Source organism: Bosea sp. BIWAKO-01 (genome assembly GCF_001748145.1).
GTDB lineage: Bacteria > Pseudomonadota > Alphaproteobacteria > Rhizobiales > Beijerinckiaceae > Allobosea.
This window is the reverse complement of sequence record NZ_BCQA01000001.1, coordinates 2,470,243-2,496,654: the sequence shown is the minus strand read 5'-3', so window position 1 is coordinate 2,496,654 and position 26,412 is coordinate 2,470,243. Positions and strand designations below refer to the sequence as shown.

Sequence of the window (26,412 nt, the reverse complement as noted above, 5' to 3'; positions counted from 1 at the left end):
CCCCTTGTTAAGCCGGCTTATTGTCAGAGCTGCTTGCGCATATGCGTCAGGCGCCGATCGGCCAGATCAGTGTGATGGGTAATCGCGAAACCCAGGCGCTCATACCAGGCGATGCGCTCGGTCAGCTTCGCGTGCGTGTAGAGATGCACCGAACCAAAGCCGAGTGCGGCGGCACGCTCGTCGGCAAAGCGCATCAATAACAGGCCGAGCTTGCGCCCTTGTGCCCGGGGCGAGACAGCCACGCTCCAGATCGTGAAATCGTCCGGAGAGATCTCGAAAACAAGCGCCGCATCCAGCCCGTTGCCGCCGTCGACCAGCCAGACCTCGTGCTCGGCCACGACCTGCGCATAATCCGCGATCCGCGGCAGCGAAGGCACACCGATAATGGCCTCGTTCGGCGTATAGGCCGCGTTCTTCAGCGCAAGGATAGCAGGAATGTCGGCGAGAGACGCCCTGCGCAAGGACATCCCGTCGATCCCGCCCAGCGTCTGGTTGAAGATCCCGAGCGCCAGCTTCTGCCGGCCCTCAGCGTCGAAATTCGCGGGATCCAGCCAGCGCTGGAAGTCTTGCGCCCGCACTGGCCATTCGCTGTCGAGGATCGAATACCAAGCGGTGTCCCGGTTCCTGCCCTTCACCACCATGTGCTGGCGGAACAGGCCTTCGTATTGGAAGCCGAAGCGAAGGGCGGCCCTCTTCGACGGTTCGTTCAGAGCGTTGCATTTCCACTCGAAGCGGCGGTAGCCGAGCGAAAAACCATAGGCACCGCACAGATAGATCGCCTCGGTCGCGACCCGGGTCTTCTGCAAGCTCGGCGAATAGGTGATGTAGCCGACTTCGAAGACGCCATGCTCGGGCCTGATCTCCATCAGCCAGAGATGGCCCTTGGCCTTGCCATCGGTCTTGTCGATCACCGCGAAGGGCACGATGCCGGCCTTCGCCGCCATCGTCGTCAGCAGCGCGCGATAGCTTTCGCGATCCTGTGGCGGACGGGCCGGCATCCAGGCCCAGATCTGATCATGCCCGCCATTGGCCTGCCAGATATCGTCAAGATGCCGGTCCGGATCGATCGGCTCGAGCCGGCAATAGCGCCCCTCCAGAACCTTGGCCGGCGGAAAGGGCGGCGCCTTCCAATCGGGGGAAAGGGTCATGGCTAGCCCCGAGCGTGCCAGGCGGAGAGATCGAGCGAGACCGTCCAGCCAGAACCGAGCTCGGCGGCGGCCGCATGCACGAGCGCTGTCCCCTCCGCCTCCCAGGCAAGCCGCTCGACCTCGTTTCCGAAAGCGGACGCCGCCTCGTCCTCCTCGTCGTAGATCGCGTCGAATGCGTCCATCCAGGCTTCAAGCCGATCGCCGAACGCCTCCGAGAGACCGGCATCCTCGGCATCGATGGGCTTGCGCCTGCCCTTGGCGTCGAGCATCCAGAGACCGCTTCGCCCGAGCCATTCGGGCGCGATGACGAGTTCAGTGCTCACGAGCGCGCCTTGAGGTCGTCCTCGAAAAACATATTGAGCGGCACAGAGGGCCCGTTACCGGCGAAGCCCGCAAAACTGCCCTGCTCGGTGATCAGGCGTGTGGCCTCGATGAAAGCGGCCCAGGCGGCGCGCGCCAGAGCCGCGCCGATCGAGATGCGTCGGACCCCGAGCGCAGCGACGTCAGACACCGTCAGGCCGAAATCGCCATAGATCAGCGCATTGACCGGCTTGCCGCCGGCAGCCGCGACAATGGCTGCGATCTGCTCGCGTGTCTTTGGTCCGGGGGCATAAAGCACATCGGCGCCCGCCTCGGCATAGGCGGCAATGCGCCTGACCGATTCGTTCAGCGGGTCGCCATGTCCAGTGAGAAAGCACTCGGCACGCGCCGTCAGCAGAACGCCGGAGCCGGTTTCATCAATTGCCCGACGCGCCGCGCGGATCCGCTGGACCGCGAGCTCGAAAGGATAGAGCGGGACGTCATCACGGCCGGTCGCATCCTCGATCGAGAGCCCGGCGACACCGGTCTCCACACAGGCTTTCACATTGAGCGCGACATCGGCCGGTTCGTCGGCATAGCCGTTCTCGAAATCGGCGTTGATCGGCAGGTCCGGTACGGCTTTCACCATGTCCGCGATATGAGCGAGCATCATGTCGCGCGGCACGTCCTGATCAGCCCGCCCCTGCGTGAAGGCGAAACCGGCGCTGGTCGTGGCCAGTGCCCTGAAACCCTGCCCGCGCAGCCAGCGCGCCGAACCGACATCCCATGGGTTCGGCATGACGAAGCAGCCAGAGTCGTGAAGTGCACGAAAGGCGGCGATCTGCGGACTGTCGGTCATTTTAAATCGTTTCAGATGCGAGTTGGCCGAGCGGTGCCCCATACTGTCCGGGCGCGTGCCGTTTGTCAGCCCTTCACGTCATGCGTCAAGGCTCGGCGCCGATGCGCAACCGGCATGGAGGCCGATCAATAGGCTGCAATCAGCTCGTAGATGAAAGCCGTGAGACCGGCCGGGCTCGGGATCCTGGAAGCAAGAGCACCGCGCAGGAGCGCAAGCAGCGCCTCCCGGTCTGTGCCGCTGAGCAGGGCAATGGCATGGGTTGCGTTCGCATCCTGCGTTGCAGGAAAAGCGGGATGGGGCCTGGCCGCCAGGGTAACGCCTGTTCGGACACAGAGGACGCCAAAACGCCCGATCAGGTCCACCAGAGCCGGTGGCGGCACCGCTTCTTCACCCCTGCCCTGCCATGTCACTCTGGCGAGATAGCGGCCGAGGCCACGCCCGGCCCCGCCCGTCTCACGATAGACAGAGCGGCTGAACGCCCCCATGGCCGGCCGCATTCTGCGCGTTTCCGGGGTCGGATTGGCCAGCAGATGGAGATATTCGGGCGTCTCCAGCGCCTCTGCCGAGTCGAGCTCGTAGAGCGTCAGATAGCGGGCGGCAGCGCCACGGCCCCGGACGTAACGTTTCGCAGCGAGGAAACCGGGCATCGTCAGCCGCTCCGGGACATGCTCGCCCCCGTGCCAGGCCTCGTAATCCGGGCGCATCGCCGGCTCGACGCTGTTGCCGATCGCCAGGAAGACGGGTCCGGGCCAATCGGCCGAACCTGACCGTATGCCCGTCATGGCCGCAGGACGATCTTGGATGCAGCGCGACGGCTTGCCTTTGCGAAGGCGTCGAGCCCCGCTGAGAGCGGCACCTCTTCACTGATCATCCGTCGGATGCGCTCCTGTTGCGCCGCCATGAGCGCGATCACCCGCGGCCACGTTGCCAAGGGCGAGCGATAGCTCCCGCGGATCTGCTGGTGCCGCCGCACCAGCGCAGTCAGGTCGATCGGCACCGGGCTGGGATGAATCCCGCAGATGACCAGGACACCGCGCAGGGCGAGGAGATCGATCGCCTCCGGTACCGCTGCTGGCGCACCCGCGGCTTCGATGATCACATCATAGCTAACCGGCAGACCGGAGCGAGCGAGCGCCGCTCGCAAGGTCGTCCCCGCCGTGTCGACCGTCTCGGGAAAGCCGAGTGCCTCGACAGCTGCAAGGCGGATCGCGTCATTGCGCCCCGCCACGACAACCCGCGCTGCACCAGCCATCTCGGCGGCCAGCGCCGCCCCTTGCCCAATCGTGCCAGGCCCGATGACCAGCACCGTATCACCCGGTTTCACGCCGCCCGTATCGACGGCCTCGGTCGAAACCGTCATGGGCTCGGCGAGCGCCGCAACCGCATCATCGAGCTCGTCGGGGAGTGCGACACAATTCTCTGCCGGAACGGCGGCAAGGGCTGCGAAGCCACCATTGCGACCAATGCCGATGCCGGTCCGCGTGGTGCAATCTTCTGCCCGCCCTGCGCGGCAACGCTCACAACGCCTGCAAACAACGGAGGGACGCACCACCACGCGCGTCCCGACCGCGATGCCGTCCGTGCCTTCGCCGAAATGCCGGACGCGGCCGACGAACTCGTGCCCAAGAGTGACCGGCATTGCGGCCGCCATCGCTTCGTACCCGCCCGACCAGTCCGCGATATGGAGATCCGTGCCGCAAATACCGGCAGCCATAACCTCAAGCAGCACGTCGCCGGGACCGGCACGCGGCTCGGATATCTCATCGAGCCAGAGCCCGGGCGCGGCGGCGATCTTGCGAAGCGCGAGCATGAACCGCTCTCACTCGACCTTGATCGCAGCCGACTTGACCACCCTTGCCCAGGTTTCGGCATCCTTGGCCATGAACGCCGCGAGATCGGCCGGCGTGCCCGGCGCAGGCTCAGCGCCGATCTCGACCAGGCGGGCGTTCACATCGGGCCGGGTCAATGCCGCATTGATTGCGGAATTGAGCACCTGCACCACTTCGGGAGCCGTTCCCTTGGGGGCGACGAGGGCCACCCAGGCCGAGAGGTCGTAGCCGGGATAGCCTTGCTCGGCGACAGTCGGCACATCCGGCAACAGCGAGGCGCGCTTGCCCGTGGTCACCGCGAGAGCCTTCATCGTGCCGCCCTTGACGTGGCTGGAGGCGCCGGCAAGGGTCGAGAACATGACGTCGATATTGCCGCTGATCGCATCGGTCAAAGCCGGCGCTTCGCCGCGATAGGGCACATGCTGGACCTTGGTATCCGAGACCAGGCCGAAGAACTCTCCAGCCAGATGCGCGACCGTGCCGGTGCCGCCCGAGCCGAAGGTGATCGGCCGCTTGCTGGCCTGCCCATGCGCAGCCAGTTCCTTCATCGTATTGGCCGGATAGGATTTCCCGGCCGCAACCACGAAGGGCAGCTTCGCGATCATCGCGACCGGCACGAAATCCTTCTCCCAGTCGAAGGGCACATTCGCCTTCAGCGCGGGATTGATCACCATCGTGGTCGGCGCAGCCAGCAGTGTGTAGCCGTCAGGTTCCGCCTTCGCGACGGTCTGGGAGCCGAGGATCGTGGCGGCACCGCCGCGGTTCTCGATGACGAAGCGCTGCTTGAGCGCGTCGCCGGCTGCTTCGGCCACGACGCGCGTCACGACATCGACGCCACCACCTGCAGCAAAGGGCACGACGAGCTGCATGGCCCGCACCGGATAGGCCTGGGCCCGCGCCGGCCCGGCAGCCGCTGCTGCAAGCAGCCCGAGCGCCGCGGCCATCGCCTCACGCCTGCTCAGGGGGCCCGGCCGGATGGGGGTCAGCGCCAATGGGTCCGTCATGATGTTTCCTCCTGCTCTTATTGCAAACGACAAGGCCACCGATGGGGAGGGGCGACAACAGCGAATCCTGCGCCCCGCGATAGCCTGAGGCTATAGATCAGCCCCGACTTTCGAGATCTCGGCCCGCAAGGCCGTCTCGAAATGCTGGATCAGGCGGCTGCGCGCACGTTCGACATTCCGATGCAGGAAAACCTCGTACTGGGCCGGGTGGTCGAGCGGCAGGAGCGCGACCGCATTGCGGTTGGCCGCCAGAGCGCTGAAACGGTCGACGATGGCAAGACCGAGCCCCGCCTCGGCAAGCGCGATCGCGGTTTCGGCGAAGCGGGCGACATGCGTCCGCTCCGGGACGACGCCACCGTCGCGCAGCACCGCGTCGACGACCTGACCATGCACGGATTGTGGCTCGAACACGATGATCGGAATGCCGGCCAGCGCCGAGGGCGACAGGCGCTTGGCACAAGCCAGCGGCCAGTCAAGCGGACACACGGCAACCGCCTTGCCGGTGCCGACCGATATGCTGTGAATTCCCGCATGAAGAATAGGGAACAAGGTGACGGCACCCTCGCCCTGAGCCGAGAGCAGATACTCCATCACCTGGCTGACCGACAGGATGTCGAGATGCAGGCTGAGCCCGGGATGCTCCTTCAGCAGGCTGGCAGCTGCGCGCGGGATCAGGACGCGGCCAATGCTCGGCGAAGCGCCGAGACGGAGCGAGCCGGTATCGGCCCGTGCCAGCCTGAGCGCCCGCGCCAAAGCCCCTTCAAGCTGGTCGAAGGCGATGTCGACCTCACCGAGAAGACGATGCGCCTCCGCCGTCGGCGTCAAGCGGCCGCCATGCCGGTCGAACAGGGCAAAAGCGCAGATATCCTCGATCCTCCGCACCGTCTTGGTCACGGTCGGCTGGGCGATACCGAGATCGCGCGCCGCACCAACGATGGTGCGGGCGCGCATCACGGCGCGGAAGACCTCGATCTGCCTCAGCGTGAGCAGCACCGCCGCACACTCTCCCGCCAGGAACGTCCTGCTAGAGCATGCTGCGAAAAAGTGGCAACGGTTTTTCGCATCAAAGCATGCTCTAAACTATGAGAGTCGATCACGTTTTCTGCGTTTGGACGATTCGTCCAAACGCAGCGCGATCTAGTGGTTGTCGCGCGGAACGCCGAACTTCTTGTGGATCTTCTGATACTTGACCGCCGGCTTCAGCACCATGCCCTCGGAGAGCTCGCCAACGATCTTGCGCTGGATCTCCTGCCAGGGCGTCTGGCTCTTCGGGTATTTGTAGCCGCCGGCCGCCTTCAATGCGACGCGGCGCTCGTCCAGCTCCTTGTCGGAAATCAGGATGTCGGCCGTGCGCTTCTTCAGGTCGATGCGGACCTTGTCGCCAGTCTTCAGCAGCGCAAGTCCGCCGCCGGTCGCCGCTTCCGGCGAGGCATTCAGGATCGAGGGCGAGCCCGACGTGCCGGACTGGCGGCCGTCACCGATACAGGCCAGCGCCGTGATGCCCTTCTTGATCAGGTAATCCGGCGGCCGCATGTTCACGACCTCGGCCGCGCCGGGATAGCCGATCGGCCCGACGCCGCGAATGAAGAGCACGCTGTGCTCGTCGATCTCGAGCGACGGATCGTCGATGCGGTGGTGGTAATCCTCGGGCCCGTCGAAGACGATCGCCTTGCCCTCGAAGGCCATCGGGTCCTTCGGGTTCTCGAGATAGCGCTTGCGGAATTCCGGCGTGATCACGCTGGTCTTCATGATCGCGGAATCGAACAGATTGCCGCGCAGGTTGAGGAAGCCGGACTGCGCCTTCATCGGCTCGTCATAGGCCTTGATGACGCGACGATCGCCGGAGAAGAAGCCTTCGCAGTTCTCGGCCAGCGTCTTGCCGTTGGCGGTGATGGCGGGCTTGATCTTGCCCTTGGCCACGAGCTCGGCAACGACGGCAGGCACGCCGCCGGCGCGGTAGAAATCCTCGCCGAGATATTCGCCGGCGGGCTGCAGGTTGACCAGCAGCGGGATGTCGTAGCCGATCGCAGTCCAATCCTCGTTGTCGAGCTTCACGCCAATATGCTTGGCGATGGCGTTGACATGGATCGGCGCATTGGTGGAGCCGCCGATCGCCGAGTTGACGACGATGGTGTTCTCCAGGGCTTCGCGCGTCAGGATCTTCGACGGGATCAGGTTCTCCCAGACCATCTCAACGATGCGCTTGCCGGTGTGATAGGCCATCTCGTAACGGTCGCGATAGGGCGCCGGGATGGCGGCGCCGCCGGGCAGCGTCATGCCCATCGCCTCGGCCAGCGAGTTCATGGTCGAGGCCGTGCCCATGGTGTTGCAGTGGCCGGCCGACGGAGCCGACGACGCCACCAGATCGACGAAGCCGCGATAGTCGATTTCGCCGGCGGCCATCATCTGGCGCGCCTTCCAGACGATCGTGCCCGAACCGGTGCGCTCGCCGCGGAAATTGCCGTTCAGCATCGGCCCGCCCGGCAGCGCGATGGCCGGGATGTCGACCGTGGCGGCCGCCATGATCTGGGCCGGGGTGGTCTTGTCGCAGCCGGTCGTCAGCACGACACCGTCAAGCGGATAGCCATAGAGGATCTCGACGAGCGAGAGATATTGCAGGTTGCGGTCGAGGCTCGCGGTCGGGCGCTTGCAGGTTTCCTGGATCGGATGGATCGGGAACTCGAAAGGCACGCCGCCCATCTCTCGGATGCCGTCGCGGACGCGGGCGGCGAGTTCGATATGATGGCGGTTGCAGGGCGCAATATCGGAGCCCGTCTGGGCGATGCCGATGATCGGGCGGCCCGACTGCAGCTCTTCGCGCGACAGGCCGAAATTCATGGTGCGCTCGATATAGAGCGCGGTCATGTCGGCATTGGCGGGATTGTCGAACCAGGCCTTGGAGCGCAGCTGCTCCGGCTTGATCTTGCGGACCGACTTCCTTGCTGGCGTCTTGGCCATCCCCGTCATTCCCTCTCGCACCGGCCCGCAGCCTTCGCGCTGCGTCCACCATGGTCTTTAAATCGATTTGACCGGCCAATCATGCCGATCGCCATGCGCGCGACAAGAGCCAAATTCGACCAAATCGCGCCACCTGCATTCTGCATACAGCACACAAATTGCTTCGCCAATCCGTGCAGATGCCGGCTGAGCAGGAAAGGTCGCCGCCCCGCAGTTTGCAAGTGTTCCAAATGCGCGACCGCCCGGCGGCCGGTGCAGACGGCGGGCTTGCATCGCCGCCGCATTTCCGGCCAAGACAGCCCACCACGACACCGCAAGGCCCGCGACAGGGCCACATCGTCGAGAGCTTGCAGAGGACAACGCACCATGACGCTGCAGACCGTCTCCTCCTTCTCCCGGATCGGCGAGGAAAACGCTTTCGCCGTGCTGGCACGAGCGACCGAGCTGCAGCGCAAGGGCAAGGACATCATCAATCTCGGCATCGGCCAGCCCGATTTCCCGACGCCCGACCACATCGTCGAGGCCGCGGTGAAGGCGCTGCGCGACGGCCATCACGGCTATACGCCGGCCAATGGCATCCTGCCGCTGCGCGAGGCGGTCGCCGCCGACCTGCACAAGCGCTTCTCGGTCGACGTCTCGCCGGAAGAGGTGATGATCGTGCCGGGCGGCAAGGTCACCATGTTCATGGCGATCCTGATGTTCGGCGAGCCCGGCGCCGAGATCCTCTATCCCGATCCCGGTTTCCCGATCTATCGCTCGATGATCGAGTTCACCGGCGCGACCCCGATCCCGGTTCCGATCCGCGAGGAGAATGGCTTTGCCTTCTCGGCCGAGGAGACGCTCTCGCTGATCACGCCCAAAACCCGGCTGCTGATCGTCAATTCGCCGGCGAACCCGACCGGCGGCGTCACGCCGAAGGCCGAGGTCGACAAGCTCGTCGCCGGGCTCAGCCGCTTCCCCGATGTCGCGGTGATGTCGGACGAGATCTATGACCAGATGCTCTATGACGGCGAGAAGCACGTCTGCCTGCTGAGCTATCCCGAAATTCGCGACCGGCTGATCCTGCTCAATGGCTGGTCCAAGACCTATGCCATGACAGGCTGGCGCATGGGGTTCTCGGTCTGGCCGAAGCCACTCTACGACAATGCCCGCAAGCTCGCGGTCAATTCGCATTCCTGCGTCAACGCCCCGGCGCAATGGGCGGGGCTCGCCGCGCTCACCGGCCCGCAGGACGCGGTGCACGCCATGGTCGCCGAGTTCGATCGGCGGCGGAAAGCGGTGGTCGCCGGGTTGAACGCCTTGCCCGATGTGTCCTGCGCTGTGCCGAAGGGCGCCTTCTACGCCTTCCCGAATATCTCGAAGACCGGGTGGAAGGCGAAGAAACTGGCCTCGGCCCTGCTCGAAGATGCGGGTGTCGCGACGATCGGCGGGCCCGATTTCGGCGTCCATGGCGAAGGCTATATCCGCCTGTCCTATGCCAACTCGCTGGAGAACATCGAACGCGCGCTCGAGCGGATGAAGAGCTTCCTCGCCAACGCGAAGGCAGCATGACGATGATCACCTGCCATTTGAGCTATATCGTCGATCCCTACCAGCTGCCGGCCTTCGAGGCCTATGGCAAGCTCTGGATCCGGCTGGTCGAGAAATTCGGCGGCAAGCATCACGGCTATTTCATGCCCTCGGAAGGCACGTCGAACGTCGCATTGGCGATGTTCAGCTTTCCGTCGCTCGCGGCCTATGAGGAGTATCGCATCGCCTCGTTCAAGGACGAGGAATGCCTGGCGGCCGTGGCGATGAACGAGAAGCACCGCTTCATCATCAGCTATGAACGCTCGTTCTTCCGACCGGTCTTCGAAGACGATCAGGGCGCGCGACGCGCACCCTGATCGCGCCGATTGGTACGGCGTCAGGCTTTCGCCGCGCTCGCGGCCGCGTCGATATTGGCGACCAGTTCGGCATCGAGCCCGACCGAGCCTGCAAGCCCGGCGAGGAAGTCCTTCTCCGCGGACGTATCGGGATTGATGGCGATGCGAGCCGCCGTGTAGATCTGCGCCGCGAGTTCCGGCGTTTCCGCCGCTTCGGCGAGGACATCGACCGAAGCCGGATTGGCCATTTCATGGGCGAGCCAGGCATTGGCTTCCGGATCGAAACCGGCTTCGCGCAGGCCGCCGAGAATGGCATTGCGCTCCTCGGTGTCGATATGACCGTCGGCGGCAGCGGCTGCGATCATCGCCCGGATGAAGATCAGGGCCGTCGCCTCGCTAGCGGCCTCCGGCTCGAAACCGGTTCCGGCCGGTGCCGGCAGAACCTCCTGACGCTTCAGATCGAGCAGGGGTTTGCCGGCCTGATGGTTCTGGTAGGCCTTGTAGGCGAGGCCGCCGATCAGCGCGAGGCCGCCGAGTTTCGCCGCAGAGCCGGCAACCGAACGCCCTGTCGAGGAACCGAAGAGCAAGGCGCCGAGGCCACTGAGCACCGCAGTCGCCACGGCCGGATTGCTGCTGAACATCCCCTTGGCCTGTTCCAGCAACTGGTCGGGCGTCTTGCCACCGGAGACCTGGCCGAGAACGTCGCTCGCCTTCTGTTCCAGACCTGTCTGGCGCGCGGCGTCCTGCATGCCCTGCGTCGCCTGGCCGAGCACGCTGCCGACGAGGCCGCCAATGCCACCTGAACCACCGGCCTGCTGGACCTGTTGCGCCAGATTGCCCAGCATTCCGCCGAGCCCCCCGGACTGGCCGGCCTGCTGCCCGGCTTGATTGCCGGCGCTGACCAGCGCGTCCAGGAGTGATTTTGCGTTGAACATCGAGAGGCTCCCTCGTTTAGGCCATTCACCGCAATGCGGCGGCGTAACCTGCACCCGGGCCACGGGCTTCACAAGCCGCCCCGCATGGAAGGGAACCTTGACGCGATCATGACGAACGCAACGGCAGGAGCCCCGGCTCCTTCAATGTCTCGAGCGCGATTTCCGAGCGGACCCGGGCGACGCTTTCATGCGGCATCAGGATCTCGTTGACGAAGCGCGAGAGCTCCTTGAGATCGCCGACCGCAACCTTGAGCAGATAATCCGCCTCACCCGTAAGGGCGTGCGCCTCCAGGATCGCGGGCGTCAGCCTGACGAGATCGCGAAAGCGACGGGCATTGTCGCGCGAATGCGTGTTCAGCGCGACATGGATGAAGACGGTCACCCCGAGCCCGATCGCCGCCGGATCGATCAGCGCGCGATAGCCGCGGATCGTCCCCTCCTCCTCGAGCCGTTGGCGCCGGCGGGAAATCTGGCTCGCCGACAGCCCGACCTTCTCGGCCAACGCGCCATTCGTCAGAGAGGCATCCTGCTGGAGTGCATCGATCAGGCGCCAGTCGAAGGAATCAAGTCCGCTCACATCACGCACCATTGGTGGCCTCTCTGCACAAGATGTGCGGATTTCGCGCCATGACGCGGCATTTTGCAAGCTCCTTGCCTTCTCCATGCGCGACCATGTCGGCAATCATATCGAGAGGAGAACGCCATGGGTCCATTTCCGCACGACACCGCCCCTCCCGCCATTTCCGAGGCCAATCCGATGGGGACGGACGGCTTCGAGTTCGTCGAATACGCCCATCCCGAGCCGGAGAAGCTAGGCCCGCTCTTCCAGCAGATGGGCTTCACCGCCGTTGCCCGGCATCGCTCCAAGAAGGTCACGCTGTACCGTCAGGGTGACGTCAATTTCGTCGTCAATGCCGAGCCGGATTCCTTTGCCCAGCGCTTTGCGGCCGAGCACGGCCCCTGCGCCTGCGCCATGGCCTTCCGCGTCGTCGATGCCAGGCATGCCTTCGAGCGCGCCGTGTCGCTTGGCGCCGAGCCCTATGAAAGCAAGGTCGGCCCCGGCGAGATGCAAATTCCCGCCGTGAAGGGCATTGGCGGCTCGATCCTGTATTTCGTCGAGCGTTATGGCGCGAAGGGCTCGATCTGGGATGTCGATTTCGAGTGGATCGACAAGCCGGATCCGCATCCGGAGCAGGCTGGTCTCTATTACCTCGACCACCTCACCCACAACGTCCATCGCGGCCGCATGGACCATTGGGCGGGCTGGTATGGCAAACTCTTCAATTTCCGCGAGATCCGCTTCTTCAATATCGAAGGCAAGCTCACAGGCCTGATCTCGCGCGCTCTGACCTCGCCCTGCGGCAAGATCCGCATCCCGATCAACGAGTCGCTCGACGACAAGAGTCAGATCGAGGAGTACCTGCGCCAGTACAAGGGCGAGGGTATCCAGCATGTCGCGCTCGGAGCTCGCGACATTTACGCCACCGTCGAGCAGTTGCGCCGCAACGCCCTGCCCTTCATGCCGGCGCCGCCGGCGACCTATTATGAGCGCATCGATGCGCGCGTCCCCGGCCATGGCGAACCGGTCGAGCGGCTGAAGGCCAACGGCATCCTGATCGACGGCGAGGGCGCAGTCGCAGTCGGCTCCAGAGAGGGCCGGATGAGCAAGGTCCTGCTCCAGATCTTCTCCGGCACGGTGCTCGGGCCGATCTTCTTCGAATTCATCCAGCGCAAGGGGATGACGGCTTCGGCGAGGGCAATTTCCGCGCCCTGTTCGAGTCGATCGAGGAGGACCAGATCCGTCGCGGCGTGCTGAAGGTCGAGGCGGCCGAGTAACGTCTGCGGCCAGGCCACAGGACGCGGCGCAGCTCCGACCGCAGCGCCGCGTTTCGCTTGTCGGGGGGCCAGTACGAGCGTAGCATTTTCCCGCACACGCACGGAGACAAGTGCGCGTCTTGAGGGACTGCCCATGTCGACAGCTGCGATTACGCGCGGTCATCAGGGTCCCTGGTGGACGCATCTCTATGTCCAGGTGCTGACCGCCATCGCGATCGGGGTGCTCGTCGGGCATTTCTATCCGCACACCGGCGAAGCGATGAAGCCGCTCGGCGATGCCTTCATCAAGGCCATCAAGATGGTCATCGCGCCGATCATCTTCCTCACCGTCGTCCACGGCGTCGCCTCGATGGACGACATGAAGAAGGTCGGCCGCGTCGGCGTGAAGGCGCTGCTCTATTTCGAAGTCGTGACGACACTTGCCCTCATCGTCGGGCTCATCGTCATCAATCTCTGGAAGCCCGGCGTCGGCATGAGTGTCAATGTCGGCGGGCTCGACACCAGCGCCATCTCTGCATTCACGACCAAGGCGAAGGAACAGAGCACGATCGGCTTCCTGATGGACATCATCCCGACGACAGTGGTCGGCGCCTTCGCAACCGGCGAAATCCTGCAGGTACTGTTCTTCGCGTTGCTCTTTGCCTTCGGTCTGCAGATGCTCGGCGAGCGCGGCAAACCGGTCCTCCACTTCGTCGACGATATCGCGCAGGTCTTCTTCAAGATCGTCGGCATCATCATGAAGGCGGCACCGATCGGTGCTTTCGGCGCGATGGCCTTCACGATCGGAAAATTCGGCATCGGCACGCTGCTGTCGCTGGGCAGCTTCATGGCCGCCTTCTATACGACCTGCCTGCTCTTCATATTCCTGGTGCTCGGCACGATCGCCCGGCTGCACGGTTTCAGCATCGTGAGGTTCATCGCCTACATAAAGGAAGAGCTGCTGATCGTGCTTGGCACCTCCTCGTCCGAGAGCGTCCTGCCACGGATGATCGCCAAGATGAGCTATCTCGGCTGCAAGGAGAACGTCGTCGGTTTGGTGATCCCGACCGGCTATTCCTTCAACCTCGACGGCACCTGCATCTATCTGACGATGGCTGCGATCTTCCTAGCCCAGGCAACCAATACCGAGCTGAGCCTGTCGCAAGAGATCGGCATCATCGCGGTGCTGCTGCTGACCTCGAAAGGCGCGGCCGGCGTCACGGGCTCCGGCTTCATCGTGCTCGCTGCAACGCTGGCCTCTGTCGGCACCATCCCTGTGGCGTCGATCGCCCTGATCCTCGGCATCGACCGCTTCATGTCGGAGGCGCGCGCCCTGACCAACCTGATCGGCAACGGGGTCGCGACGATCGTCGTGGCGAAATGGGAGAACTCGCTCGACGAACGTCGCATGCAGCGCATCCTCGCCAAGGAAGCCGATTACGATGCCGACGAGCCCGAGCGGATCGCGGTCTGACACCTGCTACGGCGCGAGCTTGCGCAGCAGCAGCGGTGCGCCGACCGCGGGTCCTTGCGCCACTGGCCGTTCTCAAAGACGAGATCGACGCTGTGCCCCTTGCGCGCAACCAGCGAAAGACGCCCGGCAGTGTAGCGCCAGCCGACGGGATCGAAGATCGTCAAGCCGGTATCGTCGCATCGTCCGTCGAAACGGGCCGGAGCGCCACCGGGTGAGTTTGCGGGGCCCGCCGCAAGTATGAGGCGACATCCCTCGCGGTTCTGCTGGCGCATCGTGACATAGCGTCCAGGCAAGCTGTCGGGCGCCGGCGCACCCGCCGGGTCCACGACGGTCGGCCGAGCCGCAGCGGTCGCGGCGCGTTCTGCCGCGCTCGGAGGCACTGGACGCGCGCTGCGCGGATGATCCTTCGGATCCAGAAGATAGTCCTGTCCGTCCGCGCCCTTGCCGTTCAGGCCAGCGCCGGACTTGCTGAGCGTGATGACCGCCTTGCCGGCCTCGTCATTCAGGCGCAGGCCGCCCCCTTCGGCCACACTCCAGGACACGATTTGCCCGATAATGGGCAAAGCGCGCCGGCAGGTGGCAGGGAAACGCAATTGCCGCCCCTGCCCGAACTGTTCCGCTCCAAGGGTAATCGTGCATTGGCGCGCCGCCCCGACCTGTTCGAGGTTCCAGGCACCGATCAAGGGGCGAACGGTGTCAGGCGCGGTCTCCGCTCCCTTCGGGAGCGGCGGCTTCTGCGCCTGTACGGGCCCCGCGAAAAGGACGCCCGCCATAAGTGGCAGCCATACCCGCTTCATCTGGACCAAAATGCGGTGTCTCAGGCTTTCTTCCATGGCGTCTCGGCAACCGGCGTCAGGGGACCCTTGCCATCGAACCATGAAACCAGGTTGTCGACCAGAAGCTGGCCCATCTGTTCACGCGTATGCACCGATGCCGATCCGACATGCGGCAACAGCACCACATGATCCATCGCGATCAGTTCGGCCGGCACGCGCGGCTCGTCCTCGAAGACGTCGAGGCCGGCCGAAAGGATGACCTTGTTCTTGAGCGCCTCGATCAACGCCTGTTCGTCGATCACCGAACCGCGGCCGACATTGATGACGATGCCATTGGGACCGAGCGCCTTCAGGACTTCGGCATTGATCATGTGATGGGTCGAAGCCCCGCCAGGCGCGACCGAGATCAGGGTATCGACATCCGCCGCCATCTCGACCAGCGAAGGATAGTAGCGATAGGGCACGTCCGCCTGACGGGAGCGGCCGTGATAGCTGACCGCCAGACCGAAGGCCTCGATACGCTGCGCCACTGCCTTGCCGATTCGGCCGAGCCCGACGATGCCGACCTTGCGGGTCCGCAGCGAGCTCGTCAGCGGATAGGCCTTCTCCAGCCACTTGCCGGCACGCAGGTAGCGATCGACCTGCGGCAGCTGGCGCACCGTCGCCAGCAGCAGGCCGAGCGCCAGATCCGCCACCTCATCGGTCAGCACGTCCGGAGTATTGGTGACGATCAGCCCGCGCTTGCCGGCTTCCTTGGCATCGACGGTGTCGTAACCGACGCCGAAATTGGCAACGATCTCCAGTTTCGGCAGGGCGTCGAACAGCGCGCCGTCGATCCTGACATGCGCGCCGCCGCCGGCGACGCCACGAACCTTGCCGCCGATCTCCTTCAGCACGGCGGCCCGGTCCTCTGCCTTCCAGAGTTCATGCACCGTGAAACGGGCCTTCAACTGGTCGGCAGCATAGGCCATCAGCGGGCCGGTCATGATGATGTCGGTCATATCGTGAACTTTCGTCGGGCGTGAGTGTCGGAGCGGCTGGCTTGATTTCAATTCTTTAAAACGATTAGATCGCGAAACCTCAAGGCCTCGGCCACGCGGCGTCGGCAGAGCAGTACTACACGGGCTGCAGAGCGAGAAAAGCGCGTCGTTGTCATATGTAGTATGACTTATTCAGGCGATTTTCGAGGTGTTCTGCTGTCCGGCCCATGCCAGGAAGGTGAGTGTGGTGTTCAGGCTGTCCGTCACCAGCGCACTCATCCGGGCCGCGGCGAGATCACCGTCCCGCTGGGTGATCGCATCCAGCACCCGCTCGTGATCGAACAGCGACGTGACATAGAAGCCCTGATCGTCTCCCGACTTCAGCAGCAGCGACCATTGGATCGTCGCCGAGACGACACTTGCCAGGCATTGCAGCGTCGAATTCTGCGCGGCAGCGAGGATCGCCTCGTGGAAAGCCAGGTCGGCACGAATGGTTGCCTCGGCATAGGGCGGGTTGTCGATCATGCCGTGATAGCCCGCCTGGATTCGCACGAGATCGGCGGGTGTACGCCGCAGGGCCGCAAGGCGCGCAGCGCTCGGCTCGACAAAACTGCGCAACTCGAACAGGTCACGAATGAATTTCTCGTTCGGGTCGGCCTCGAAATGCCAGGACAGCACGTCGGGATCGAGCAGGTTCCAGCCGTCGCGCGGCGCCACCCGCGTGCCGCTCTTGGGGCGCGCCTCGACCAGCCCTTTCGCCGTCAGGTACTTCACAGCTTCGCGATAGGCGGTGCGCGAGACCGAGATTTCGGACTTCAGATCGGCCTCGTTCGGCAACAGTTCGCCGGCCTTGAACGTCCCTGAAATGATCGCGACCGCGAGCTTCTGAGCCACCTGCCCGAACAGGCGGTCGGGATTCAGGGTCGTCGGCCGCGAAAAGTCGCGCACCCGCATCTGCTGGCGTCCTCACCCGTTTTCAATCGTTCCCAAGCTGCCGGAAGGCGGTTTCATTGGAACGATTCCGGCGCTTGACACGCCTGTCCGTATCGTATGACTTTATCGTAGATGGAACCCGGCGCAACAGGCACTGCCTGGTCTGCGGCGTTTTTCGTCGGTCGGTCACGAGAAGCCGACAGCAGCGGCGGTGCGGAGTGCCCGGACACGGGACGATACCGGACCCCAGAGGAAACATAAGTCCGGGAGAGGGTTCAGATGGCCTCAGTCCAGATCGCTGATGTGCGCAAGGCTTACGGCTCGACGCAGGTCATCCACGGCGTCGATATCGACATCAACGACGGCGAGTTCGTCATTCTGGTCGGTCCCTCGGGCTGCGGAAAATCGACGCTTCTGCGCATGATCGCGGGGCTGGAGAATATTTCCGGAGGCGAGATCCGCATCGGCCCGCGCGTCGTCAACGACGTGCCGCCGAAAGAGCGCGACATCGCCATGGTGTTCCAGAACTACGCGCTCTATCCGCACATGACAGTGGCCGACAACATGGCCTTCTCGATGAAGCTGCGGAATGCCCCCAAGGCCGAGATCGACGAGCGCGTCAACAAGGCCGCCGGCATTCTCGGCCTCAACAAGCTGCTCGACCGCTATCCGCGCCAGCTTTCTGGCGGTCAGCGCCAGCGTGTCGCCATGGGCCGCGCGATCGTGCGCGATCCGCAGGTCTTCCTCTTCGACGAGCCGCTTTCGAACCTCGACGCCAAGCTGCGCGTGCAGATGCGCACCGAGATCAAGGAACTGCATCAGCGCCTTAAGACCACGACGGTCTACGTCACCCACGACCAGATCGAGGCCATGACCATGGCCGACAAGATCGTCGTGATGCATGACGGCATCGTCGAGCAGATGGGCGCTCCGCTCGACCTCTACGACCGGCCGAACAACCTTTTCGTCGCGGGCTTCATCGGCTCGCCGTCGATGAACTTCCTCAAGGGCAAGATCACCGCGGCCGGGTTCGAGACCGAGGGTGGGGTGATCTGGCCCATCGGGCAGCATCCGGCCGATTCGAACGGCAAGGCTGCGGTTTTCGGCATCCGTCCGGAGCATCTCCAGCTCAACCCCAACGGCCTCAAGGCCGAGGTCGTGGTCATCGAACCGACCGGCTCCGAGACGCAGGTCGTCGTACGCTGCGGCGGGCAGGAGCTGACCTGCGTCTTCCGTGAGCGCATCACGGCCAAGCCTGGCGAGACCATTGGCATCACGCCGGACACCAGCGTCACGCATCTGTTCGACGCCGCCACCGGCAAGCGTATCTGAGCTTCAGACCGCTGCGTAGGCCCGCGCCTGATTGCGCCTTGGCCCGCATGACATGACGTTACGACAGGCCGGCTCACATGCTGGGTGGCCTGGCGCAGCCAAAAGAGCCGGCGACGACTTCCAGGGACGGGTCGCAGGCGACACAAAAAAGGTCCCGCCTTTCCGGGAAGGAAACAACCAATGACGATTTCGAGACGCGATATGCTGCTGGGCAGCGCGGGCGTAGCCGCGGGCGCCGGCCTGATGGGTCAGTTGGGAACCGCCCCCGCCTTCGCCCAGGCGGCCGCGCCAAAATTCACCCCCGAGCCAGGCGCTCAATTGCGCGTCCTGCGCTGGGCCCCCTTCGTCAAGGGTGAGGAAGACGCCTGGCTCGCCAATACCAAGAAGTTCACGGATGCGACCGGTGTTCAGGTCCGTATCGACAAGGAAGGCTGGGAGGACATCCGTCCGAAGGCAGCGGTCGCGGCCAATGTCGGCGCCGGCCCCGACATCGTCTTCGTCTGGTTCGACGACGCCTTCCAGTATCCCGACAAGCTGCTCGACGTCTCCGACCTCGCCAATTATCTCGGCGGCAAATATGGCGGCTGGTATCCCGGCCTCGAAGGCTACACCAAGAAGGACGGCAAGTTCATCGGCCTGCCGCTGGCGGCCATCGCGAACGCGATCCTGTATCGCGAGAGCTGGGTCAAGGAAGCCGGCCACTCGACCTTCCCGACCAAGACCGACGCGTTCCTCGATCTCTGCAAGGCGCTGAAGGGCAAGGGCCACCCGGCCGGTTTCGCGCTTGGCAAGGCCGTCGGCGATGGCAACAACTTCGCTCATTGGCTGCTCTGGAGCCATGGCGGCCGTACCGTCGACGACAACGGCAAGGTCGCGATCAACAGCCCCGAGACGGTGGCCGCGATCAAATATGCCGCCGAGCTCTACAAGACCTTCATCCCGGGCACGGAAAGCTGGCTCGACATCAACAACAACCGTGCCTTCCTGGCCGGCGAAGTTTCGGTCACGGCCAACGGCGTCTCGCTGTATTATTCGGCCAAGAATGATCCGAAGCTTGCTGACATGGCCAAGGACATCAAATCGGCCAATCTGCCGGTCGGCCCGATTGGCCAGTCTGTCGAGCTGCACCAGACGACCTCCTGCGTCGTGTTCAAGTACACGAAGTTCCCGCAGGCGGCGCAGGCCTATCTCCAGTTCATGTATGAGCAGGAGCAGATGCCGACCTGGATCACCCAGGCGAGCGCCTATTGCTGCCAGCCGCTGAAGGCCTATGCCAATAATCCGGTCTGGACCTCGGACCCGGTCCACACCCCCTATCAGCGGGCCTCCGAAACGCTGCGGCCGAACGGCTATTCCGGCCCGCTCGGCTATGCCTCGGCGGCGGTCATGGCCGACTATGTCCTGCTCGACATGTTCGCCGAGGGCGCGACCGGACAGCGTACGCCTGAGGAAGCGATCAAGCGGGCCGAGGCGCGCATCAACCGCTACTACCGCGTCTGATCGCTGCGATGAGACGGCGCGGCCATGGCCGCGCCTGCCGGCGGCGGATTGCCGCCGGCCCTGCATTCCAGGGAGGCCCTTATGGCTGACACCGCACTTGCGCGGCCAACCGAGCGCGCCAAGCCTTCGTTGCTGTCGCGACTGAGCCAGAGCCGCAACGGCCTCGGCCTGCTCTTCATGGTCCCTGCGGCCATCTTCTTGCTTGTCTTCCTCGCCTGGCCGCTGGTGCTTGGCGTCTGGCTCGGCTTCACCGATACCCGCATCGGCCGGGCAGGCGTGTTCATCGGCCTCGAGAACTACGAGTCACTGCTCACGGACTCGGTGTTCCGGCTCGCGGTCTTCAACACCATCCTCTACACGGTCGTCGCCTCGGCCCTGAAATTCGCGCTCGGGCTCTGGCTGGCGCTGCTCTTGAATGAGCACCTGCCCTTCAAGGCCTTCATCCGCGCCATCGTACTGCTGCCCTGGGTCGTGCCGACCGTGCTCTCGGCGATCGCCTTCTGGTGGATCTTCGACACCCAGTTCTCGGTGATCTCCTGGGCTCTGAAGGAGCTTGGCCTGATCTCGACCAATATCAACTTCCTCGGCGACACCACGAATGCGCGCGCCTCGGTCATCGCGGCCAATGTCTGGCGTGGCATTCCCTTCGTCGCGATCTCGCTGCTGGCCGGCCTGCAGACCATTTCGCCCTCGCTCTACGAGGCCGCGATGCTCGACGGCGCGACCAACTGGCAGCGCTTCCGTTTCATCACCCTGCCGCTGCTCTCGCCGATCATCGCAGTCGTGATGACCTTCTCGGTGCTGTTCACCTTCACCGATTTCCAGCTCATCTACGTGCTGACCCGCGGCGGCCCGCTCAACGCCACTCACCTGATGGCGACCCTCTCCTTCCAGCGCGCCATTCCGGGTGGCCAGCTCGGCGAAGGCGCGGCGATCGCGGTCGCCATGATCCCCTTCCTGCTCGGAGCGATCCTGTTCAGCTATTTCGGTCTGCAAAGGCGGAAATGGCAGCAGGGCGGCGCGGACTGAGGACGCCAGCGATGACCGACATCAGTCAACAGACAACCCCGCGCGTTCAGCTCACCGACGAAAGCGTCGGCACCAGCTACATGGCCAACCTGCCGCGTCGGCTGGTGACCACCTGGCTGCCGCTCCTCGTCTTCATCTTCGTGCTGCTGTTTCCGTTCTACTGGATGGGCGTGACGGCGCTGAAGCCCAACCACGAGCTCACGGATTTCAAGAGCCATAACCCGCTCTGGCCGGGCGAGCCTACGCTGCGCCACATCAAATATCTGCTGTTCGAGACCACCTATCCGCACTGGCTGCTCAACACGATCGTGGTCTCGATCGGTTCGACGATCCTGTCGCTCACCGCCGCCGTGTTCGCCGCCTATGCGATCGAGCGCCTGCGCTTCACCGGCTCGCGGTTCACCGGCCTGGCGATCTTCCTCGCCTATCTCGTCCCGCCCTCGATCCTGTTCATCCCGCTCGCCGTGCTGATCTTCAACTTCGGCATCTACGACACCAAGCTCGCGCTGATCTTCACCTATCCGACCTTCCTGGTACCGTTCTGCACCTGGCTGTTGATGGGCTATTTCCGCTCGATCCCCTACGAGCTGGAGGAATGCGCGCTCGTCGACGGCGCCAGCCGCTGGCAGATCCTGGTCAAGATCATCCTGCCGCTGGCGGTGCCAGGGCTGATCTCGGCTGGCATCTTCGCCTTTACCCTCTCCTGGAACGAGTTCATCTACGCGCTCACCTTCATCCAGTCCTCGGAGAACAAGACCGTCGCGGTCGGCGTCCTCACCGAGCTGGTGCGCGGGGACGTCTATGAATGGGGGGCGCTGATGGCCGGTGCGCTGCTCGGCTCGCTCCCGGTCGTCATTCTCTACTCCTTCTTCGTCGAGCATTACGTCTCGTCGATGACCGGAGCGGTGAAGGAATAATCCAGCGGGGCCCGCCGGGCCCCGTTTGCGTTTGAGGGACTGCGTTCGTGAACGAGATCAAATCCATCGCCTTCGTCGGGCTCGGCGCCATGGGCGCGCCGATGGCCGAGAACCTCGTGAAGCGTCAGTTCCGGGTCACCGGCTTCGATATGCGCGAGAGCGCTCGCGAGGCGCTGGTTTCAGCCGGGGGCCACGCTGCCGAGAGCGCAGCCACGGCCGCAAGGGATGCCGATGCGCTCGTCATGATGGTCGTCAATGCCGCGCAGGCGCGCTCGGTCCTGTTCGAGGCCGACGCCCTGGCGGCACTCGCTCCCGGCGCAAGCGTGCTGCTGATGGCGACCTGCCCTCCCGGCGAGGTCGAGGCGATTGCGACGGAAGTCACGAAAACCGGCCGTCACTTCGTCGATGCCCCCGTCTCCGGCGGCATCAGCGGCGCACGCGGCGCAACCCTGACCATCATGGTCGGTGCGCCGCAGGAGAGTTTCGCACTGGCGAAGCCCGTGCTCGATGCGATGGGCGACAAGGTCTTCCATGTCGGCCAGAAGCCCGGGCAGGGTGCGACCGTGAAGACGGTCAACCAACTGCTCTGCGGCGTCCATATCGCGGTAGCGGCCGAAGCGCTCTCGCTCGCCGAGAAGGCGGGGATCGACGGCAGGATCCTCTTCGAGATCATGGGCGGCTCGGCCGCCTCGTCTTGGATGCTGCGGGATCGCGGTCCGCGCATGCTGCTGGACGATGCCCCCGTCGCCAGTGCGGTCGACATTTTCGTCAAGGATCTCGGGATCGTGCTCGATGCCGGGCGGGCCGCCAGGGCGGCACTGCCGCTCGCCGCCGCTGCACATCAGATGTTTCTGGCGAGCTCGGGACTCGGCCATGGCGCGCGCGACGATTCGCAGGTCGTGCGCGCCTATCGCGCGCTCAACGCCAAACCCGCGAATGATCCGTGAGCGGGCTCTAGATCACGCTGCGTTTGGACGAAACCGTCCAAACGCAGAAAACGTGATCGACTCTAATAGCTTAGAGCATGCTCAGTGCGAAAAACCGTTGCCACTTTTCCGCAGCATGCTCTAGCGTTTGGGGGGTGTCGTGGTGCCCCGCACGACGAGCTCCGGCGTCAGCACGACCCGCTGCGTCGGCGCGGTCGGATTCTCGATGCGCCGGATCAGCAGTTCCGCCGATTTACGGCCCATTTCGTCCTGGAAGTTCTTCAGCGTGGTCAGCGCGGGATACCACTGCGCCGCTTCCTGCACGTCGTCGCAGCCCACGAGCGAAAAATCGACCCCGGCCTCCAGCCCACGATGACGCAGGCCGAGCATCGCGCCGAAGGCGATGAGGTCATTGAAGCAGACGGCCGCGGTTGGCGGGCTCTCCGCATCGAGCACCTTCTGAATGCCCTTGAGGCCGTTCTCGCGGGTGCCGATCGACGCATAGACCAACGCAGGATCAAGCGGAATCCCGTGCCGGGCGAGCGTCTCGCGGTAACCGCGATACCGGTTGCGGCCCGTCGAAATCAGGTTGTTTTCGCCGAGGAAGGCGATGCGCCGGTGGCCAAGCCCGATCAGATGCTCGAGCGCCAGCACGGTGCCATGATGATCATCCGACCCCACGAAATCGAGGTCGAGACCCGGAATCTCCCGGGAAAGCTGGACCAGCGGAACACCGGCCGCAATCAGATGGCCGAAGGTTTCAGCCGTGCTGCCGCCTGCGGCACAGATCACCATGCCGTCAGGTCGATACTCCTTCAAGGTGTTCAGGACGCGGTCCTGCCGCTCCAGGTTCTCCGCATAGGTGCCGAGCAGGATAGAGCGGCCATGCGCCGTCGCCGTTTCCTCGATCGCGGCCAGGAGTTCGGCGAAATAGGGATTGGTGATGTCGTGGAAGCCGACGCCAAGGATGTTGGTGCGGTCGGTCCTCAGCGAGGCGGCGCTGCGGTTGTAGCTGTAGCCCATGTCGCGCGCGATCTGCTGAACCCGCAGCCGTGTCGCGTTCGCGACGAGAGGCGAGCCGCGCAGGGCCAGCGACACCGTCGCAGTCGACACCGAGAGATGGTCGGCGATGATCTGCAATGTCACGCGCCCACGGCCCGGCGCAGCCAGTCCCGCCTTCCCGGCTGGCTCGGCCTCCGGGATGTGGCCGTTGCTGGTCATGACACGCCCTCTTCAGACGGAAGCAAAAGAGTCCCGCGAGTTTCAACCGGCCTGCAAAAGGCCGCCTGATCGAGTCCTTCTCATATAAGTCGGAGAAATTGAAGATGAGCACCGCGAAAGAGTCGATCGGCTTCATCGGCGTCGGCCTGATGGGGCAAGGCATGGCCCGCAATCTGCTCGACAAGGGCTTCCCGCTGACGGTGATGGGCCACCGCAACCGCAAGCCGGTCGAGGAACTGGTGGCGGCTGGTGCGACCGAGGCCAGGACGCCGAAGGAACTGGCTTCGCAGGCGACGATCATCTTCCTGTGCGTGACCGGCTCTCCGCAGGTCGAGGCCGTGCTGGATGGCCCGGACGGCATCGTCGCCGGCGCCAGGCCCGGCACGATCGTGGTCGATTGCTCGACCTCCGATCCCGGTTCGACCGTCCGCCTTGCTGCCGAACTCGAGGCGAAGGGCCTGCATCTCTGCGACGCACCGCTCGGCGGCACACCGGCACAAGCCGCCCAGGGACAGCTCTCGACCATGATCGGCGCCAGCGATGCGGTCTTCGCCCGCATCAAGCCGGCCTGCGAGGCCTGGGCACAGAAGGTCGTCCATCTCGGCCCCGTCGGCGACGGCCACAAGATGAAGCTGCTCAACAACTTCCTGTCGATGGGCTACGGCGCGATCTATTCCGAGGCGCTCGCACTGGCCCAGAAGATCGGCATCACGCCGCAGACCTTCAACAGTGTGCTCTCCGGCAGCCGGATGGATTGCGGCTTCTATCAGACCTTCATGAAATACGTGCTGGAACGCGACCGTGACGCGCACAAGTTCACACTGGTCAACGCGTTGAAGGATGTGCGCTATCTCGAAGGCGTCGCCAATGCGGCAGGCGTCCCGAACCCGATCGGCAACGCCGTCAAGAACGCCTATGCCTCCGCCGTCGCCAATGGCCGTGGCGATGATTACGTGCCGATGCTCTCCGACTGGATCGCCCAGCAGAGCGGCGTGTCGCTGGCGCCGAAGGGCTGAGCCCAGCCAGCACTCAGTCCAGCCGGGCCGAGCCCTCGGGCACGGCCCGGACCCGCTCGCGATAGAGCAGATAGAGTCCCGACGAGATCACGATGGCTGCGCCGATGAAGGTCCAGCGATCTGGAAGCTGCCCGAAGACGAGATAGCCCAGCGTGACCATCCAGACGATCTGCGAATAGATGAACGGCGCCAGCACCGTCGCGGGCGCCAGCCGGTGCGCCAGGATCAGCAGCCAATGCCCGAAGCCGCCCATGGCGCCGGTCACCAGCATCAGCGCCCAGGGCAACGGTCCGTCCGGCCAGGTCCAGAACAGGGGAATGATCGGCAGCAGCGCGACCGTTCCCGCGACGCCGGAATAGACCATTGTCGTCTCCGGCGGGTCGAAGGCCGCCAGAAGCCGGGTCGAGATCGAATAGAAGGCGTAGCAAACGACCCCGATCATGCAGAGCAGCGCCGCCGGATGCATGCCGCCGAGGCCGGGCCGCGTGATGACGAGCACGCCGATGAACCCGACACCGATCGCGACGAGCCGGCGCGGCCCCGGCCATTCGCCGAGCAGCGGCCCGGAAACCAGCGCCACCAGAAGCGGCGTCGCGAACATGATCGACACGGTCTCGGCGAGCTGCAGATATTTCAGCGCGAAGAAGTTCAGCGCCGTCGAACCGAGCAGCAGCAGCGAACGGACCGCCTGCAGCCAGGGCTTCTTGGTGCGCAGGATACCGGGATGGCTCCAGGGATTCAGCAGCAGCGAGACCAGGATCATGCTGCCGGCATAGCGCGCGAACACCACCTGAAGCGGGTCCATATGACCGGCCAGCCATTTCGCGCTGGTATCGAGCAGTGAGAAACACAGCACGGCACCGCACATCAGCCCGATGGCCATCAGGCGGGAGCGGCCCGTTTCCGGTCGATGCGAATAGGAGGGCAAAGGACCGTCCCGTCATGCGTGAGGAGAATGACGGAGAGAGATTTAACCGATTTAGGGAGCGAAGCCAGCGCCCGGGGGCATGCGTTCCATGCGTTGATCAGGCCTCAGCCTCGGCCTCGTCCCCATCGGCGTCAGGCTCGTCGATTTCTGCCCCGGCCTTGGACAGCCCCTTCGAGGCCTTGCGCAGCAGCTTGCGGAGCTGCTTGCGCTCCTTGGCGTCGAGCTTTTCCAGGAGTTCATCCTCGACCTGATTCCAGACCGCATCGAGCGCCGCCGCGGTCGTCTGACCGTGCTCGGTCAACGCGACCTGAACCAGCCGGCCATCGCGGCTACCACCCTCGCGCGTCACGAGCCCCTGCAAGGAGAGCCGGCCAATGGTCTTGGACACGGTCGGCGGCTTGACTCGAAGCAGGGTCGCCAGTTCGCCCATCGTCATCGGGGCTGGCTGGAGGGCCTTCAGCGCCTGCTCCTGCCCGGGAAAGAGCCCAAGGCCGTTGAGCCTCTCGCCCATGCGCGCCCGATGCAGGCGCGCGGCCACAAGGAGAGCTCGACCGACGCTTTTCTCGAGGGACTTGGTCATGAGCCGGTCCTTGGAAACTGCTCGGAAATCTATTCGCCGGCTCTGAGATCGCTTGCGATCATGACAGTGTGATGACGCAAGTGCAGC

At 64.5% G+C, this 26,412-nt stretch carries 25 protein-coding genes and 1 pseudogene; 10 read left to right on the top strand and 16 right to left on the bottom strand.

Annotated features, from left to right (window positions below):
* Window positions 1-23 precede the first annotated feature (23 nt).
* The 8 genes from BIWAKO_RS11515 to BIWAKO_RS11480 form a co-directional block, all read right to left on the bottom strand.
* Complete coding sequence (locus BIWAKO_RS11515) at window positions 24-1,148, bottom strand: GNAT family N-acetyltransferase (protein WP_069878794.1); 1,125 nt, start codon at window positions 1,146-1,148, stop codon at window positions 24-26.
* 2 nt (window positions 1,149-1,150) lie between these two features.
* Window positions 1,151-1,471, bottom strand: coding sequence for a hypothetical protein (locus BIWAKO_RS11510; RefSeq protein ID WP_069878793.1), 321 nt, complete (start codon window positions 1,469-1,471; stop codon window positions 1,151-1,153).
* A complete protein-coding gene (locus tag BIWAKO_RS11505) occupies window positions 1,468-2,307 on the bottom strand; it encodes an isocitrate lyase/PEP mutase family protein (RefSeq protein ID WP_069878792.1) in 840 nt (279 codons plus the stop codon). Before BIWAKO_RS11505 ends, BIWAKO_RS11510 begins: the two co-directional genes overlap by 4 nt.
* Window positions 2,308-2,432: 125 nt before the next feature.
* The gene (locus tag BIWAKO_RS11500) at window positions 2,433-3,089 is read right to left on the bottom strand and encodes a DUF4286 family protein (protein ID WP_069878791.1); all 657 of its coding nucleotides are present in this window, start codon (window positions 3,087-3,089) and stop codon (window positions 2,433-2,435) included.
* Complete coding sequence (locus tag BIWAKO_RS11495; protein ID WP_069878790.1) at window positions 3,086-4,117, bottom strand: zinc-dependent alcohol dehydrogenase; 1,032 nt, start codon at window positions 4,115-4,117, stop codon at window positions 3,086-3,088. Before BIWAKO_RS11495 ends, BIWAKO_RS11500 begins: the two co-directional genes overlap by 4 nt.
* Before the next feature lie 9 nt (window positions 4,118-4,126).
* The gene (locus tag BIWAKO_RS11490; RefSeq protein ID WP_084651264.1) at window positions 4,127-5,140 is read right to left on the bottom strand and encodes a tripartite tricarboxylate transporter substrate binding protein; all 1,014 of its coding nucleotides are present in this window, start codon (window positions 5,138-5,140) and stop codon (window positions 4,127-4,129) included.
* Between the two features lie 90 nt (window positions 5,141-5,230).
* On the bottom strand, window positions 5,231-6,133 hold the full coding sequence (locus tag BIWAKO_RS11485) for a LysR family transcriptional regulator (RefSeq protein ID WP_069878788.1): 903 nt from the start codon (window positions 6,131-6,133) through the stop codon (window positions 5,231-5,233).
* A 144-nt stretch (window positions 6,134-6,277) separates the two neighbouring features.
* Entirely contained in the window at window positions 6,278-8,098 is a 1,821-nt protein-coding gene (locus BIWAKO_RS11480; protein ID WP_069878787.1) for an IlvD/Edd family dehydratase, read from the bottom strand.
* Window positions 8,099-8,464: 366 nt separating this feature from the next.
* On the opposite strand from BIWAKO_RS11480, the gene BIWAKO_RS11475 reads away from it, so the two are divergent.
* Together BIWAKO_RS11475 and BIWAKO_RS11470 are read left to right on the top strand one after the other, a co-directional pair.
* On the top strand, window positions 8,465-9,649 hold the full coding sequence (locus BIWAKO_RS11475; RefSeq protein WP_069878786.1) for a pyridoxal phosphate-dependent aminotransferase: 1,185 nt from the start codon (window positions 8,465-8,467) through the stop codon (window positions 9,647-9,649).
* Between the two features lie 2 nt (window positions 9,650-9,651).
* The gene (locus BIWAKO_RS11470; RefSeq protein WP_069882382.1) at window positions 9,652-9,984 is read left to right on the top strand and encodes an NIPSNAP family protein; all 333 of its coding nucleotides are present in this window, start codon (window positions 9,652-9,654) and stop codon (window positions 9,982-9,984) included.
* 20 nt (window positions 9,985-10,004) lie between these two features.
* On the opposite strand, the gene BIWAKO_RS11465 is transcribed toward BIWAKO_RS11470, so the two are convergent.
* A complete protein-coding gene (locus BIWAKO_RS11465) occupies window positions 10,005-10,898 on the bottom strand; it encodes a tellurite resistance TerB family protein (RefSeq protein ID WP_084651263.1) in 894 nt (297 codons plus the stop codon).
* A 106-nt stretch (window positions 10,899-11,004) separates the two neighbouring features.
* Entirely contained in the window at window positions 11,005-11,487 is a 483-nt protein-coding gene (locus BIWAKO_RS11460; RefSeq protein WP_069878785.1) for an Lrp/AsnC family transcriptional regulator, read from the bottom strand.
* Between the two features lie 114 nt (window positions 11,488-11,601).
* Here BIWAKO_RS11460 and hppD point away from each other — a divergent pair.
* Together hppD and BIWAKO_RS11450 are read left to right on the top strand one after the other, a co-directional pair.
* Window positions 11,602-12,734 (top strand): annotated as a pseudogene (hppD, locus tag BIWAKO_RS11455) (4-hydroxyphenylpyruvate dioxygenase).
* A gap of 133 nt (window positions 12,735-12,867) precedes the next feature.
* Window positions 12,868-14,187 (top strand): dicarboxylate/amino acid:cation symporter, encoded by a 1,320-nt coding sequence (locus BIWAKO_RS11450; protein WP_069878784.1) that lies wholly within the window; start codon window positions 12,868-12,870, stop codon window positions 14,185-14,187.
* Here the strand turns inward: BIWAKO_RS11450 and BIWAKO_RS11445 are convergent.
* The 3 genes from BIWAKO_RS11445 to BIWAKO_RS11435 form a co-directional block, all read right to left on the bottom strand.
* Complete coding sequence (locus tag BIWAKO_RS11445) at window positions 14,151-14,960, bottom strand: AprI/Inh family metalloprotease inhibitor (protein WP_069878783.1); 810 nt, start codon at window positions 14,958-14,960, stop codon at window positions 14,151-14,153. The two genes, BIWAKO_RS11450 and BIWAKO_RS11445, sit on opposite strands and share 37 nt — an antisense overlap.
* A gap of 44 nt (window positions 14,961-15,004) precedes the next feature.
* Entirely contained in the window at window positions 15,005-15,964 is a 960-nt protein-coding gene (locus BIWAKO_RS11440; RefSeq protein ID WP_069878782.1) for a 2-hydroxyacid dehydrogenase, read from the bottom strand.
* A gap of 171 nt (window positions 15,965-16,135) precedes the next feature.
* Window positions 16,136-16,891 (bottom strand): FadR/GntR family transcriptional regulator, encoded by a 756-nt coding sequence (locus BIWAKO_RS11435; protein ID WP_176733302.1) that lies wholly within the window; start codon window positions 16,889-16,891, stop codon window positions 16,136-16,138.
* Between the two features lie 264 nt (window positions 16,892-17,155).
* Between BIWAKO_RS11435 and BIWAKO_RS11430 the strand changes: the two genes are divergently transcribed.
* From BIWAKO_RS11430 to BIWAKO_RS11410, 5 genes are all read left to right on the top strand, one after another.
* Window positions 17,156-18,208 carry an ABC transporter ATP-binding protein gene (locus BIWAKO_RS11430; protein WP_069878780.1) on the top strand — a complete coding sequence of 351 codons (1,053 nt, stop codon included), beginning with the start codon at window positions 17,156-17,158 and terminating at the stop codon, window positions 18,206-18,208.
* Window positions 18,209-18,388: 180 nt separating this feature from the next.
* Window positions 18,389-19,708 carry an ABC transporter substrate-binding protein gene (locus BIWAKO_RS11425; RefSeq protein ID WP_069878779.1) on the top strand — a complete coding sequence of 440 codons (1,320 nt, stop codon included), beginning with the start codon at window positions 18,389-18,391 and terminating at the stop codon, window positions 19,706-19,708.
* Between the two features lie 81 nt (window positions 19,709-19,789).
* A complete protein-coding gene (locus BIWAKO_RS11420) occupies window positions 19,790-20,737 on the top strand; it encodes a carbohydrate ABC transporter permease (RefSeq protein WP_069882381.1) in 948 nt (315 codons plus the stop codon).
* 11 nt (window positions 20,738-20,748) lie between these two features.
* Complete coding sequence (locus tag BIWAKO_RS11415) at window positions 20,749-21,654, top strand: carbohydrate ABC transporter permease (RefSeq protein WP_069882380.1); 906 nt, start codon at window positions 20,749-20,751, stop codon at window positions 21,652-21,654.
* 47 nt (window positions 21,655-21,701) lie between these two features.
* The gene (locus tag BIWAKO_RS11410; protein ID WP_074471532.1) at window positions 21,702-22,601 is read left to right on the top strand and encodes an NAD(P)-dependent oxidoreductase; all 900 of its coding nucleotides are present in this window, start codon (window positions 21,702-21,704) and stop codon (window positions 22,599-22,601) included.
* Between the two features lie 120 nt (window positions 22,602-22,721).
* On the opposite strand, the gene BIWAKO_RS11405 is transcribed toward BIWAKO_RS11410, so the two are convergent.
* On the bottom strand, window positions 22,722-23,801 hold the full coding sequence (locus BIWAKO_RS11405) for a LacI family DNA-binding transcriptional regulator (RefSeq protein WP_069878778.1): 1,080 nt from the start codon (window positions 23,799-23,801) through the stop codon (window positions 22,722-22,724).
* A gap of 104 nt (window positions 23,802-23,905) precedes the next feature.
* On the opposite strand from BIWAKO_RS11405, the gene BIWAKO_RS11400 reads away from it, so the two are divergent.
* On the top strand, window positions 23,906-24,817 hold the full coding sequence (locus BIWAKO_RS11400; RefSeq protein ID WP_069878777.1) for an NAD(P)-dependent oxidoreductase: 912 nt from the start codon (window positions 23,906-23,908) through the stop codon (window positions 24,815-24,817).
* 13 nt (window positions 24,818-24,830) lie between these two features.
* Here the strand turns inward: BIWAKO_RS11400 and BIWAKO_RS11395 are convergent, their stop codons facing one another.
* The gene (locus tag BIWAKO_RS11395; RefSeq protein ID WP_244523415.1) at window positions 24,831-25,745 is read right to left on the bottom strand and encodes a DMT family transporter; all 915 of its coding nucleotides are present in this window, start codon (window positions 25,743-25,745) and stop codon (window positions 24,831-24,833) included.
* 97 nt (window positions 25,746-25,842) lie between these two features.
* Entirely contained in the window at window positions 25,843-26,325 is a 483-nt protein-coding gene (locus tag BIWAKO_RS11390) for a MarR family winged helix-turn-helix transcriptional regulator (protein ID WP_069878775.1), read from the bottom strand.
* Window positions 26,326-26,412 lie beyond the last annotated feature (87 nt).